Below are 12,747 nucleotides of genomic sequence, written 5' to 3' on the forward strand. Positions count from 1 at the left end.
GCGCTGACCGGATGCCGCGCGTGGGAGCCAGTACGCGTCTCAGCCACGCCTCACCCTCTCGTTGTGATCGAGCGGGCCGCCCGCTGTCGCCTGGAAGCATATGTGAATGACGCCCGCCCAGGGCGGGCGGGCGTCATTCAGCTGCTGTGCGATGCACTACTCGCGTTGCCGTTACCGGACGCGCTCGGACGTCGGGCGTCAGGCCTCGACGGACATCCCGGCACGCAACTGCTTGACGATGCGGGCCAGCAGCCGTGACACATGCATCTGCGAGACGCCGAGCTCGGCACCGATCTGGGACTGCGTCATCTCCTGGCCGAAGCGCATCCGCACGATGCTGCGCTCGCGCTCGTCGAGCTGTTCCAGCAGCGGCGCCAGCGTGTGGAGGTTCTCGACGGTCTCCATCCCCGGGTCGGCCTCGCCGATCATTTCGGCGAACGACCGCTGGTCGCTCCCGGAATCGGTCTCGGCCGAGGGGGAGTCCAGGGACCCCGCCGAATAGCCGTTGGCCGCGACGAGCCCCTCGATGATCTCTTCCTCGGGCAGGTCCATGAGGGCGGCCAGTTCCTTGACGGTCGGGTCGCGGTCGAGCTGCGCCGAGAGCTGTTCCTTCGCCTTCGCCAGGTCGACACGGAGTTCCTGGAGCCGCCTCGGCACGTGCACGGCCCAGGTCGTGTCCCGGAAGAAGCGCTTGATCTCCCCGACGATGTAGGGGACCGCGAAGGTGGCGAATTCGACTTCACGGGAGAGGTCGAACCGGTCGATCGCCTTGATCAGCCCGATGGTGCCCACCTGGATGATGTCCTCGGTGTCATCGCCACCGCGGTTGCGGAACCGTGAGGCGGCGTACCGCACCAGTGAGAGGTTCATCTCGATGAGGGTGTTGCGCGCGTACTGGTACTCGTGAGTGCCTTCCTCGAGGACCTGAAGCCGGTCGAGGAACAGCTTCGAAAGGGCGCGGGCGTCCTTCGGAGCCACCTTCCCGGTGTCCTCGATCCACGGCAGCTCCGAAGTGCCGGTCTCCGAACGGATGCCGGTCTGCTCGGAAAACGTGCGTGTGGCACCAAGGACTGTGCCGGTCTGCTCCGTCGTGGCCGCCATGTTCTTGCCCCTCCTGCTAGCCATGTGCTTCAGACCTCGTGTGCCCCGCATCGGCGAGGTCATGCCGAATCGATGCGATTCTTTTTTGCGCCCTCGGGCGAACGGCCGAGGCGCTCGAACGGAGCAGCCGCCGGAGCATGGCAAACTTGGCTGGGGCGTTCGGCCCGCAGTGCGGCGGCTTCGCGCGGAAGCCCGCGGCCGGACCTTCAGTCAGTCCCGTGGATGCGAGTCCTCGTGAGTCCGGCTCGGCGGCGCGCCACGGTCGCCGGGAGAATCCGGCGGCACAAGCAACAGAGGAACGGCAATGACGGTGACAGAGGACGGCTCCGGGCTCGGTACAGAGGAGCTCGTGCCCGGTATCGAGGAGTTCGGTCCCGGTATCGACCCGCAGCGGCTGGCCGTCTGTCTGAGCGTGCTCGACGAACTCGACGCCATCGAGGTCGACCACCCGGACGCCATCGCGGTGCGCCGCGCCACCGCCGGTGTCTACCGGACCGTGAAGCAGCGCCGCCGCCAGGAGCGCCGGGCCGCCAAGACCGCGCACGACAAGGCCGTCACCGAGGCCACCGCGACCGGTTCCGCCGAGCGCATCGACGACGAGACGCAGGGCGTCCTGCCGTCCTCGTCCGCCGCCGCGGAGATCGCGGGCATTCTCCAGCGCCCCCGGTCCTGCTACATCTGCAAGACGCGGTACGTCGAGGTGGACGCGTTCTACCACCAGCTCTGCCAGTCGTGCGCCCGGGAGAACCGCTCCCGCCGTGACGCGCGCACCGATCTGACCGGGCGCCGGGCGCTGCTCACCGGCGGCCGCGCCAAGATCGGTATGTACATCGCGCTGCGGCTGCTGCGTGACGGCGCGCACACCACGATCACCACCCGCTTCCCCAACGACGCGATCCGCCGCTTCAAGGCGATGCCGGACAGCGACGAGTGGATCCACCGGCTGAAGATCGTCGGCATCGATCTGCGCGACCCCGCCCAGGTCGTCGCGCTCGCCGAATCGGTCGCCGCCGAGGGCCCGCTGGACATCCTGATCAACAACGCCGCACAGACGGTGCGCCGCTCGCCGCAGGCGTACAGCGAGCTGCTCGGTGCCGAGTCTGCCCCGCTGCCCGCGGGCGAACTTCCCGCAGCCGAGGTGATCGGCACGTTCGGCAGCGGCACCGTCGACCGCGTCGCCGCGCTGCCCGCCGCCCGCAAGGAGGGGCTGAGCGCGCAGGACGTCACCGGTCTCGCGCTGGTCACCGGATCCGCGTCGCTCGAGCGCATCGCCGCCGGCACCGCCATCGACGCGGGCGGGCTCGTCCCGGACCTGCACCACACCAACAGCTGGATCCAGACAGTCGACGAGGTCGAGCCGATCGAGCTGCTGGAAGTCCAGCTCTGCAACTCGACCGCGCCGTTCATCCTGATCAGCCGGCTCCGTCCGGCGATGGCCGCGACCGCCGCCAAGCACTCCTACGTGGTCAACGTCTCCGCGATGGAAGGGGTGTTCGGCCGCGGTTACAAGGGAGCGGGCCACCCGCACACCAACATGGCCAAGGCCGCGCTGAACATGCTGACCCGCACCAGCGCCCAGGAGATGTTCGAGAAGGACGGCATCCTGATGACCGCCGTCGACACCGGCTGGATCACCGACGAGCGGCCGCACCCCGACAAGATCCGGCTGGCCGAGGAGGGCTTCCACGCCCCGCTCGACCTGGTCGACGGCGCCGCCCGCGTCTACGACCCGATCGTCCGCGGTGAGGCGGGCGAGCCGCTGCACGGCTGCTTCCTCAAGGACTACGCCCCCGCGAACTGGTAGCGGTCCGGAACAGGCCCCTCCCCACGCAGTCGCGGACCCGGCCCGGGAACCCTCCTGGGCCGGGTTTTTCCGTGTGCGGTGGCTGAAAGTGACCCAGGGCACACGTTCCATCGAGCGTGGATGCGCTCATTTGGTTACTCTGAGGGGAACGGACGCCACCGAGGGATCCACGAAGGTTCCTCGGCCGTCCTGGGACAGGCCTGTCAACCAGGCCGCCGTCCCGCCCCGTACCCCGGCGCCACCGCGACCGAAGCTGATCCTTCCCCTGCCCCTCATGGGCGGTCGATGTGCCGGTATGGAAGCCGGAGCGTCGGCGACGCCCGGGGTTACGCGACACAAAGGAGTGCGCGGTGACGACACCGGAACTGACGAAGCACGAGAAGCGACCGGCCGAACGGCAAGGAGACCGGGCCCGCAGGCCCGAGAAGCTCCGGAACATCGAGGTCTGGGCCAGGTCCGCACCGATCCGGCTGGCCGGCTACGAGGACGACCTCGCCGAGCCGCACATCCTGCCCGGCATCGACTGAGTGCTTCACCACCGAGCTCCGGTCCCCACCTCCCGAAACGGGGCGGGGGCCGGAGCTCGGCCGTGCGGCGGGTGACTCCGGTGACCCCGCTCAGAAGACCGCGCGGGCCACGGCGGCCCCGGCGAACGAGAGACCGACCCCCGCGCCCACGGTGAGCGTCAGATAGCCCGCCGCCAGGCCCAGCCGGCGGGCGGAGCTCAGGGTCAGCAGTTCGTAGGAGAACGTCGACCAGGTCGACAGAGCTCCGCAGAACCCGGTGGCGAGCAGCAGATTGAGCCGGGCGCCCAGGTCCCCGTCGGCCACCGCCTCGGCGACGAAGCCGAGGAACAGGGCCGCACCGGCGTTGGCGGCGAAGGTGCCCCACGGGAAGACGCTGTGCAGACGGAACTTCGCGTCCACCCCGAGGTAGTAGCGCAGCGGCGCGCCCACGAGCCCGCCGGCGATGACGAGCAGCCAGTCGGTCATGACGCGTCGCTCTCCGTGGCGTAGGAACGCCCGAAGGCGAAGTGGGTGGCGAACGCGCCCGCCGTCACGGCGGCCAGTGCGGCCACCACGGTGAGCAGCAGGCAGCCGACCGCGTACCCGGGCTGGTGGTTCTCGAACAGCTCCCGGACGTTGTCCGTGTAGTGCGAGAACGAGGTGAATCCACCGAGCACGCCGGTGCCGAGCAGCGGACTGATCAGCCGGGGTGCACCGGGGAAGCGCAGCTTCAGGGTGACCATCAGGACGCCCATCAGGAAACAGCCCACCGTGTTGACCAGCAGAATCGTCCAGGGGAAAGCCGAGGCGCCGGTCGGCCAGAGCCGTTCGGCGCCGTACCGGGCGACGGCTCCGGCGGCGCCGCCGACCGCGACGGCGCCCACGACCGACAACTGCACCCCCGGGTGGTGATCGGGGTGGCTGTGGTGGTGCAGCAGCATTTTTCGCGACATGTCCGTGAATCTACGGAGAGAGCCGCGACGGCCGGGGTCGAGCGCGCTGACCGGACGAAGCCCCACCCGACCGGGCTAGCGGAAACGCTACCTAACGCGACATAGGCCCCACTTTGTGTATTTATGGCATGTGTAAGTACATGTCCTCCCGTCTTTCGGGCCGGGGCGGCATTTTCGCTGCCGAGTCGCTGGAGCCAGCCTTGCCCCTCGCCGAGCCGGAAATCATCCGGCGACTGGAGAAGCGTCAGCCGTTCGCATACGTTCTTGCCTCGCTTCGCGGCGTCGGGCAGGTCGACCTCCAACCTGCGCTGTTGACCGGCCTGGTGATCCTCGCCGCCCTCTGGGCGTCGAGCTGGGAGAACGGCCTCTTCGCGACGCTTGGCACACTGATCGCCACCGCCACCGCCTACGCCCTCGGTGTCGACCGGCGGAGTATCGCGCTCGGTCTCCAGGGATATGCGGGCTGCCTGACGGGCATCGCCCTCTATTCCTCGCTGGGCAACCACCTGTCCACCTATCTGCTGACTGTCGTCGGCGCCATCATCTGCACCCTTTTGATGGCCACCTTGGGCACCTTCCTCACCCCTTACGGGCTCACCCCTCTGACCGCGCCCTTCTGCCTGGTCTCCGGAGTGATGGTGATCGGCGCCTCGTCCTTCGCCCGGGTCTGGCACGGGGCCCCGGCCTCGTCCGTGTCCAGCACCACCAGCGGTGACACGACGATGACCTGGAGCGCCGTGTGGCACGCGTTCTTCACCAACGTGTCGCAGGTGTTCCTGATCGACAGCTGGTACGTCGGACTGATCATGCTTGTCGGCCTCGCTCTGGCCGGCCTGCGTGTCGTGCTCTACGCGGCGGCAGGCAGCGTGGTCGGCATCCTCGCCGCGTGGGCGCTGGGCGCACCGACGGCACTGATCTCCAACGGGATCTACGGATACAACGCGGTGCTCGTGGCCATCGCCATCGGCGCGGTCTTCATGGCCAACACGGTCTGGAACGGCGTGTACGCGTTGTTCGGCGCCGCGGCCAGCACCGGGCTCACGGCGTCGCTGACATCGTTCTTCAAGCCCTTCGGCGGCCACACCTTCACCTGGCCGTTCATTCTCACCACCTGGGCGCTGATGGCCGCCGTGCCGCTGCTGCCCCGCCTGCGCCGGAGCGACTGAGCGCCCCGGCCCCTCCCGGGCCTCCTGCCCTCTGCCCGTACAACCCGAGGAAGGTACTGACGATGAACCTCGCCCCTCGCGAGATCGACAAGCTGCTGGTGTACGTGGTGGCCGACCTGGCCCGCAAGCGCCAGGAACGCGGCCTCAAGCTCAACTACAGCGAGTCGGTCTCGCTGATCACCGAGGCGATCCTGGAAGCCGCGCGCGACGGCAAAAGCGTCGCGGACTGCATGGAACTGGGCCGCCATGTCGTGGGTGAGCCGGACACCATGCCCGGCGTACGGGAAATGCTCGGCCTGCTGCAGGTCGAGGCGTCCTTCGTGGACGGCACCAAGCTGGTGTCCTGCCACGACCCCATCGGGGGCTGACTCCGGTGGCCGAGGCCTGCGGCATCATCGCCGTGTGCGGCCACGAAGCCGCGTACGGGCGGGCGCTGGACGGACTCGTGGACCCCGGAGTGAGCGTCGTGCCGAGCGGGCGCGAGCTGTTCCGGAGGATCTCCGCGCAGTTGCGCAGGGGCGAGGAGAGCGTCGTCGTGCCGATGACGTTCGGCCGCGACCCCGAACTCGTCGCGGACACCGCCCGGACCCTGCGTTCCGTTCCCGGCGGCGACCGTGCCACGACGGTGCTCGCCGAGCCGTTCGGCACCGCCCAGCACCTCGTCGGCTGGCTGCGCGCCGCGGCGGGACGGGTGCCCGAGGACTCGGCCCTGTTGGTCACGGCTCCGTCCGGTGACCCGTTCGAGGACGCGGAGCTGTACCGGATCGCCGCACTCGTGCGCCGCTACGGCCGGCACTCCCTGGTCGAGGTGGCGTTCACCGGCGGGGACCCGGACCCGGCCGAGGGCGTCCGGCGCTGCCGACTGCTCGGCGCGGAGCGCGTGACGCTGCTTCCGGCCGGGTTCGCGCCGCCGGAGGCGCCCGAACTCTCCGCCGACGCCCGGCCGCTGGTGGACCTGGCCGGTCCGCTCGTCCCCGCGTCCGCGCTGCGACGCGTAGTGGCCGAGCGGGTGGCCGACGCACGGCGGCGATGGCGCGAGCACGGCGACGACGGCATCGCGGCCGGGCTGACCGCGGCAGACAACCACGGCCACTCCCACACCCACCCACCGGGCGAGGGACACGATCACGGCCCTGGTCACCACCACGATCACGGCCCCGGACACACGCACACGCATCAGCACCCGCCCGCCCATGGAGCGGGCCAAGTCATCAGGAGCATTGCATGACGTTCCGTCAGAAGTACCTTTACGGCAAGGACCCCATCGAGCTCAACGCGGGCCGCCGCACATTGAAGCTCACCGTGAGCAACACCGGCGACCGTGCGGTGCAGGTCGGTTCCCACTACCACTTCTTCGAGGTCAACTCGGCGCTGTCGTTCGACCGCCAGGAGACGCTCGGTATGCACCTCAACATCGCCGCCGGCACGTCCGTGCGGATCGAGCCCGGCGGCTCGCGCGAGGTGGAGCTGTGCGCGTACGGCGGCACCGGACGTCTCGTCGGCTTCAGCGGACTCCTCAACGGCAGCCTCTCCTCCCACCCGGCTCGCGTCGAGGCCGTCCGCAGGGCCATCGAACAGGGATTCGAGGGCGCCCAGGGTACCCCCGGCTCCACGAGCGCCACCAAGGACTCCAAGGGCTCCAAGGCCACCAACGAAAAGAAGAAGGGTTCGCACTGATGCCCATCCTGCCCCGCAAGCAGTACACCGACATGTTCGGTCCGACGGTAGGCGACCGCTTCCACCTCGCCGACACCAACCTCATCGTCGAGGTCGAGAAGGACTTCAGCGAGGGCCAGTACGGCGACGAGGTCCTCTACGGCGGCGGCAAGACCATGCGCGACGGCATGGCCTCCGACCCACAGGCCACCTCGGCCCAGGGCGCACTCGACACCGTCATCACCAACGTGGTCGTCATCGACCCGATCGTGGGCGTCGTCAAGTGCGACATCGGCATCAAGGACGGCTTCATCGTCGGCATCGGCAAGTCAGGCAACCCGCAGACGCAGAACAACGTCGATCCGGACCTGGTCATCGGGCCGGGCACGGAGGCCATCGCGGGGGAGCACCTCATCGCCACCGCGGGCGCCATCGACACCCACGTCCACCTGATCGCCCCGCAACAGGCCGAGCAGGCGCTGACCAACGGCATTACCAGCCTCATCGGCGGTGGCACCGGGCCTTCGGACGGTTCCAACGGCACCACCTGCACCCCCGGCCCGTACAACATCGGCAAGATCCTCCAGGCTGCCGAGACCATGCCGGTCAACCTCGGCATCATGGGCAAGGGCAACGGCAGCCTGCCGGAGGCCCTCAACGAGCAGGTCGTCGCCGGTGCCTGCGGGCTCAAGGTCCATGAGGACTGGGGCTCGACGCCGGCCGTCATCGACAACGCTCTGAATGTCGCCGACCAGCACGACGTCCAGGTCTCCATCCACACCGACAGCCTGAACGAGGGTGGCTTCTTCGAGGACACCCGCTCCGCGATCGACGGCCGGGCCATCCACACCTTCCACAGCGAGGGCGCGGGCGGCGGTCACGCCCCCGACATCCTGCGTATCGCCGGTGAGCCGAACGTCCTGCCGTCCTCCACCAACCCGACGCTGCCGTACACCGTGAACTCGGTGGACGAGCTCCTCGACATGGTCATGGTCTGTCACCACCTCAGCCATGACATCCCCGAGGACGTGTCCTTCGCGGACAGCCGGGTCCGGGCCGAGACGATCGCCGCCGAGTCGGTACTGCACGACCTCGGCGTGATCAGCATCTTCTCCTCCGACTCCCAGGCCATGGGCCGCATCGGGGAGTCCGTCACGCGTGCCTTCCAGACCGCGCACCACTGCAAGGACAAGCTCGGCACGCTGGAGGGCGACTCGGAGCGCAACGACAACCAGCGGGTGCTGCGCTACCTCGCGAAGGTCACCATCAACCCGGCGATCGCCGCCGGCATCTCCGACCACGTGGGATCGATCGAGAAGGGCAAGCTGGCCGACATCGTGCTGTGGCCCATCCACTCCTTCGGTGCCAAGCCGAAGATGGTGATCAAGGGCGGCATCATCTCCTGGGCGCAGATGGGCGACCCCAACGCCTCGCTGCCGACCCCGCAGCCCGTCATCTACCGGCCGATGTTCGGCCAGTACGGCAAGGCGCTGCAGGCGACGCACGTCACCTTCATGTCCCAGGCGGGCATCGCCGCCGGGGTCCCGGCCGCACTGGGCCTGGAACGCAAGGTCCTGCCGGTGCGCCGTACTCGCACCATCGGCAAGCACAACATGGTCCGCAACGACGCCCTGCCGGACATCCAGGTCGACCCGGAGACGTTCAAGGTCACGCTCAACGGAAAGGTCGCCACCATCGACCCGGCCGAGAAGCTGCCCCTCAACCACCTCTACTTCCTGGTCTAGAGCTGATGTATCGCGATGAGGGTGACACCGCCTCAGACACCGTGACCGCAGTGACCGGGACAGGCACGGGCCTCGGTTCGCTGCTGGTCAGCCTCCAGCTGACCGACTCCGCGTTCCCCAGCGGCTTCTACACGCTGTCGCACAGCCTGGAGGGCTTCGCGCAGTCCGGGGCCGTAGACCCCGACAGCCTTCCGCTGCTGCTCGAGGACCTGCTCCTGCACGGCGTCGGCCCTGCCGACGCCACGGCGCTCGCCCTCGCCCACCGCGCGACGGCCGCCGGCGACCCGGCGGCCGTCGTCCGGATCGACGAGTACCTCCTGGCCACCAAACTGGGACGGGAGATGCGTCAGGCGTCCACCCGGACCGGACGCCAGCTCCTGGACCTCGGACAGGAGGTCTTCGGACGCCCCGAGATCGGCGACTACTTCGACCGCGTCGTACGCCGCGAGGCCCCCGGCACCCAGGCGGTCGCCGCAGGAGTCATCTACGCGGCGACCGGCGTTCCGGTCCGGCAGGCGGTCGCCGCGGACCTGTTCGCGTTCTGTGTCAGCTTCGCGGGCGCCGCCCTGCGGCTGCGGCTGACCGACCACCGTACGACGCAGACGCTGATCCGGGGCGCCACGCCCGTCATCGAGGAGGCCGTCGAGGCCGCACTGCGGCGCGAACTCGACGACGTCGGCGCCACGGTCTTCGCCTCGGACATCATGTCGGGCCGTCACGAACGGGCCGAGGCCCGGCTCTTCGCCAGCTGATATCCACCACTCGTATCACCCAGGGAGCACCATGGACGACAACGTACTGCGGGTCGGCGTCGGCGGACCGGTCGGATCCGGCAAGACCGCGCTCATCGAGGCGCTGGTGCCGATGCTGATCGAGCGCGGCCACCGCCCCGCGGTCATCACCAACGACATCTACACCCAGGAGGACGCCCAGCACGTCCGCCGCACGCTGGCCGGAGTCCTGGAACCCGAGCGGGTCGTCGGTGTCGAGACGGGCGCCTGTCCGCACACCGCCGTGCGCGACGACCCCACGATGAACCTGGCGGCCGGCGCGGAGATGCTGGAGCGCTTCCCGGACACCGACACGCTGATCTACGAGTCCGGCGGCGACAACCTCACGCTGACCTTCAGCCCGGCCCTCGTGGACCTCTTCCTCTTCGTGCTGGACACCGCGGAGGGCGAGAAGATGCCCCGTAAGCGAGGCCCCGGCATCACCGAGTCCGATCTGCTCGTCATCAACAAGATCGATATCGCGAAGTACGTCCGCACGGACATCAACGTCATGGAGTCGGACGCCCACCGGGTCCGGGGCAACCGGCCCGTCGTCCTCACCGACTGTCTGACCGGCGTCGGCATCGACGACATCGCGGTCTACCTCGAATCGCGCCGCAAGGTGCTGATCTGACATGCAGCTCGCCCCGTACCGGCCCCGCGCCGACCGACTCGCCGAGGTGTACTACGCCGCGGTCCGCGTCCCCCCGGACGTGGTGGCCCTGGCCTCCGTGCCCGACACGCTCGCTCCCGGGTCCCCGGCCAAGGTCGGCATCCTCGACCTGGCCTTCGCCGTGCGGGGCGGGCGTACCGAACTCGTCGAGCGCTACCAGAAGACACCGCTGCAGATCATTCGGCCGCTGTGGATCGACCCCGCGCTGCCCGGCATGAGCTACGTCTATCTGATGGCGACCGGCGGCGGCGTGGCCCAGGCCGACCGCTACCGCATGGACTTCCGCTGCGGCCCGGACACCCAGGTCCATCTGACCACCCAGGCCGCCACCAAGATCTTCCGGATGGAGCACGACTACGCGACCCAGCAGGTGCACCTGACGGCGGAGGCCGGGAGCTACGTCGAGTACCTGCCGGACCCGCTGATCCCGTTCAAGGACGCGCGCTTCTACCAGCGCACCGAGGTCACGGTCGCCGAGGGCGCGACCGTCGTCGTCGGTGACACCCTCACCGCCGGACGGCTCGCCCGCGGTGAACGCCACGCCTACCGGGTGCTCGCCACCGACCTCCGTATCAGCCGGCCCGACGGCACGCTGCTCGCCCTCGACACCCTGCGCCTCGCCCCGGGACCGGACGGCGAAGGAGTCCTGGGACCCGGTGTGTTCGCCGGGCACGACCATGTCGCCTCGCTCTTCGTCGTGACCGACCGCGCCCCGGTCGCCGAACTCGCCGACACCCTGCACGAGGCGCTGGCCCCCCTCGGCGTCCTGTACGGCGTGAGCGTCCTGCCCCGGGACTGCGGAGCCTGGGTGCGGATGCTGGACGACAGCCCGATCCGGGTCGCCGCGGCCCATCAGGCCGCCTGGCAGTCCGTGCGCCGGCTGCTCACCGGCCATCCGGCCCCCGACCTGCGCAAGCCCTGACCTCCGTCCCCACGACACCCACGAGGTACCCGCCGATGAACACCGCTCCCGCGCCGATGCCGCCCGCGTACGACTCCGGTGACACCGCCTGGCTGCTCGCCGCCACCGCGATGGTGCTGTTGATGACGCCCGGTCTCGCGTTCTTCTACGGCGGCATGGTGCGCACCAAGCACGTGCTGATGATGATCAAGATGAGCTTCGCCGCGCTCGCGTTCGGCACCCTCGTCTGGTGGGTCATCGGATACACGCTGGCGTTCGGCCCCGATGTCGGAGGCGCCGGAGTCATCGGCAACCTCGACCACGTGTTCATGCGCGGCATCGACCTGACCACGCTGACCGGATCGATTCCCACCTACGTCTACAGCACCTTCCAGATGGGCTTCGCCATCATCACGGTGGCGCTGGTCAGCGGTTCGATCGCCGACCGCGCGACGATGAGGGGCTGGCTCGTCTTCGTCGTGCTGTGGCTGCTCATCGTCTACATCCCCATCGCGCACTGGGTGTTCGACACGGACGGCTGGATCGTCAAGCACCTCGGCGCCCTCGACTTCGCCGGCGGTCTCCCGGTGGAGCTCAACTCCGGTGTGGCGGGCCTCGCCGTGGCAGTCGTACTGCGGGCGCCACGCGACTTCGCCCGTCGCGAGGAGCGCCCCAACAACATTCCGCTTGTGGTCATCGGAGTCGGGCTGCTCTGGTTCGGCTGGTTCGGCTTCAACTCCGGCTCCGCACTGAGCGACCAGGGCACCGCCGCCGCGGCCTTCATCAACACCCAGCTCGGGGCCGCGGGCGCGATGATCACCTGGCCGCTGGTGGAGAAGTGGCGCACCGGCAAGGTCACCACGATGGGCGTCGTCTCGTCCGCCGTCGCCGGCATGGTCGCCATCACGCCGGCCTGCGGTGAGATCAACACCCTCGGCGCGGTCATCACCGGCCTGGTCGTCGGCGCTGTCTGCGCCTTCGCGATCACACTCAAGTTCCGTTTCGGCGTGGACGACACGCTCGACGTGGTGGGTGTGCACGGTGTCGGCGGTCTGATCGGCCTGATCATGGTCGGCCTGTTCGCCACCGCGCGCATCAGCGGCAAGAAGGGTCTCTTCTACGGAGGCGGCTGGGGGCTGCTGGGCAAGCAGCTCGTCGCGATCGTCGCCGTGATCGCCTTCTCCTTCATCCTCACCTGGATCATCGCCAAGGCCGTGGACCTGACCGTCGGCTTCCGCGCCAAGGAGGAGTACGACAACGTTCCCGGCGAGCAGGAGGAGCGGGCGTACGACTTCCAGACCGCCGAGCGCCTCGGCGCACTGGTCTCCGGCAAGCGCGTGAGCAGCGACGACGAACTCGTCAAGCAGATCAGCAACCTGCTGCGGGCCCGCGAGCACGAGAAGTAGCCGAAGGGGGGGCGGGCCGGGCGTCAAATGCCCGGCCTGCTCCGCTTTCTGCGCCGAGTCATCCGA

The 12,747-nt window shown here is 69.1% G+C and carries 14 protein-coding genes; 11 read left to right on the forward strand and 3 right to left on the reverse strand.

The window, feature by feature from the left end:
• Positions 1–198 precede the first annotated feature (198 nt).
• Positions 199–1,101 carry an RNA polymerase sigma factor SigF gene (locus tag ACIQM0_RS31415; RefSeq protein ID WP_401293377.1) on the reverse strand — a complete coding sequence of 301 codons (903 nt, stop codon included), beginning with the start codon at positions 1,099–1,101 and terminating at the stop codon, positions 199–201.
• 304 nt (positions 1,102–1,405) lie between these two features.
• Between ACIQM0_RS31415 and ACIQM0_RS31420 the strand changes: the two genes are divergently transcribed.
• Together ACIQM0_RS31420 and ACIQM0_RS31425 are read left to right on the forward strand one after the other, a co-directional pair.
• Positions 1,406–2,905: an SDR family NAD(P)-dependent oxidoreductase gene (locus tag ACIQM0_RS31420; protein ID WP_401293155.1), complete on the forward strand. Its 1,500-nt coding sequence runs from the start codon at positions 1,406–1,408 to the stop codon at positions 2,903–2,905.
• A 350-nt stretch (positions 2,906–3,255) separates the two neighbouring features.
• A complete protein-coding gene (locus ACIQM0_RS31425; protein ID WP_363024699.1) occupies positions 3,256–3,432 on the forward strand; it encodes a hypothetical protein in 177 nt (58 codons plus the stop codon).
• Between the two features lie 90 nt (positions 3,433–3,522).
• On the opposite strand, the gene ACIQM0_RS31430 is transcribed toward ACIQM0_RS31425, so the two are convergent.
• Both ACIQM0_RS31430 and ACIQM0_RS31435 read right to left on the reverse strand, forming a co-directional pair.
• Positions 3,523–3,897: a fluoride efflux transporter FluC gene (locus ACIQM0_RS31430; protein ID WP_401293158.1), complete on the reverse strand. Its 375-nt coding sequence runs from the start codon at positions 3,895–3,897 to the stop codon at positions 3,523–3,525.
• Positions 3,894–4,364: a fluoride efflux transporter FluC gene (locus ACIQM0_RS31435; protein WP_401293160.1), complete on the reverse strand. Its 471-nt coding sequence runs from the start codon at positions 4,362–4,364 to the stop codon at positions 3,894–3,896. Before ACIQM0_RS31435 ends, ACIQM0_RS31430 begins: the two co-directional genes overlap by 4 nt.
• 200 nt (positions 4,365–4,564) lie before the next feature.
• Here ACIQM0_RS31435 and ACIQM0_RS31440 point away from each other — a divergent pair, with 200 nt between their 5' ends.
• The 9 genes from ACIQM0_RS31440 to ACIQM0_RS31480 all read left to right on the forward strand — a co-directional run bounded on the left by ACIQM0_RS31440 (position 4,565) and on the right by ACIQM0_RS31480 (position 12,681).
• On the forward strand, positions 4,565–5,530 hold the full coding sequence (locus ACIQM0_RS31440) for an urea transporter (protein ID WP_401293162.1): 966 nt from the start codon (positions 4,565–4,567) through the stop codon (positions 5,528–5,530).
• 62 nt (positions 5,531–5,592) lie between these two features.
• A complete protein-coding gene (locus ACIQM0_RS31445; RefSeq protein WP_401293165.1) occupies positions 5,593–5,898 on the forward strand; it encodes an urease subunit gamma in 306 nt (101 codons plus the stop codon).
• Between the two features lie 5 nt (positions 5,899–5,903).
• Positions 5,904–6,758 (forward strand): sirohydrochlorin chelatase, encoded by an 855-nt coding sequence (locus tag ACIQM0_RS31450; RefSeq protein WP_401293166.1) that lies wholly within the window; start codon positions 5,904–5,906, stop codon positions 6,756–6,758.
• On the forward strand, positions 6,755–7,207 hold the full coding sequence (locus ACIQM0_RS31455) for an urease subunit beta (protein ID WP_401293170.1): 453 nt from the start codon (positions 6,755–6,757) through the stop codon (positions 7,205–7,207). Before ACIQM0_RS31450 ends, ACIQM0_RS31455 begins: the two co-directional genes overlap by 4 nt.
• On the forward strand, positions 7,207–8,931 hold the full coding sequence (gene ureC / locus ACIQM0_RS31460; protein ID WP_401293172.1) for an urease subunit alpha: 1,725 nt from the start codon (positions 7,207–7,209) through the stop codon (positions 8,929–8,931). The genes ACIQM0_RS31455 and ureC overlap by 1 nt, the downstream gene beginning before the upstream one ends.
• A 5-nt stretch (positions 8,932–8,936) precedes the next feature.
• On the forward strand, positions 8,937–9,683 hold the full coding sequence (locus ACIQM0_RS31465; RefSeq protein ID WP_401293174.1) for an urease accessory protein UreF: 747 nt from the start codon (positions 8,937–8,939) through the stop codon (positions 9,681–9,683).
• A 31-nt stretch (positions 9,684–9,714) separates the two neighbouring features.
• Complete coding sequence (gene ureG, locus ACIQM0_RS31470; protein WP_385040448.1) at positions 9,715–10,335, forward strand: urease accessory protein UreG; 621 nt, start codon at positions 9,715–9,717, stop codon at positions 10,333–10,335.
• Between the two features lies 1 nt (position 10,336).
• Entirely contained in the window at positions 10,337–11,296 is a 960-nt protein-coding gene (locus ACIQM0_RS31475; RefSeq protein WP_401293177.1) for an urease accessory protein UreD, read from the forward strand.
• Positions 11,297–11,331: 35 nt separating this feature from the next.
• Complete coding sequence (locus ACIQM0_RS31480) at positions 11,332–12,681, forward strand: ammonium transporter (protein WP_401293180.1); 1,350 nt, start codon at positions 11,332–11,334, stop codon at positions 12,679–12,681.
• Positions 12,682–12,747: the final 66 nt, after the last annotated feature.

The sequence above is a fragment of the Streptomyces sp. NPDC091387 genome (assembly GCF_044756945.1).
In the GTDB taxonomy this organism is placed as follows: domain Bacteria; phylum Actinomycetota; class Actinomycetes; order Streptomycetales; family Streptomycetaceae; genus Streptomyces.

Bases quoted from the DNA above. Each gene is read 5' to 3' on its own strand.
- ACIQM0_RS31435 (WP_401293160.1), bottom strand. From the start codon at position 4,364: ATGTCGCGAAAAATGCTGCTGCACCACCACAGCCACCCCGATCACCAC.
- ACIQM0_RS31455 (WP_401293170.1), top strand. From the start codon at position 6,755: ATGACGTTCCGTCAGAAGTACCTTTACGGCAAGGACCCCATCGAGCTC.
- ACIQM0_RS31415 (WP_401293377.1), bottom strand. From the start codon at position 1,101: ATGGCGGCCACGACGGAGCAGACCGGCACAGTCCTTGGTGCCACACGC.
- ACIQM0_RS31475 (WP_401293177.1), top strand. From the start codon at position 10,337: ATGCAGCTCGCCCCGTACCGGCCCCGCGCCGACCGACTCGCCGAGGTG.
- ureG (WP_385040448.1), top strand. From the start codon at position 9,715: ATGGACGACAACGTACTGCGGGTCGGCGTCGGCGGACCGGTCGGATCC.
- ACIQM0_RS31465 (WP_401293174.1), top strand. From the start codon at position 8,937: ATGTATCGCGATGAGGGTGACACCGCCTCAGACACCGTGACCGCAGTG.
- ACIQM0_RS31445 (WP_401293165.1), top strand. From the start codon at position 5,593: ATGAACCTCGCCCCTCGCGAGATCGACAAGCTGCTGGTGTACGTGGTG.
- ACIQM0_RS31480 (WP_401293180.1), top strand. From the start codon at position 11,332: ATGAACACCGCTCCCGCGCCGATGCCGCCCGCGTACGACTCCGGTGAC.
- ACIQM0_RS31420 (WP_401293155.1), top strand. From the start codon at position 1,406: ATGACGGTGACAGAGGACGGCTCCGGGCTCGGTACAGAGGAGCTCGTG.
- ACIQM0_RS31430 (WP_401293158.1), bottom strand. From the start codon at position 3,897: ATGACCGACTGGCTGCTCGTCATCGCCGGCGGGCTCGTGGGCGCGCCG.
- ureC (WP_401293172.1), top strand. From the start codon at position 7,207: ATGCCCATCCTGCCCCGCAAGCAGTACACCGACATGTTCGGTCCGACG.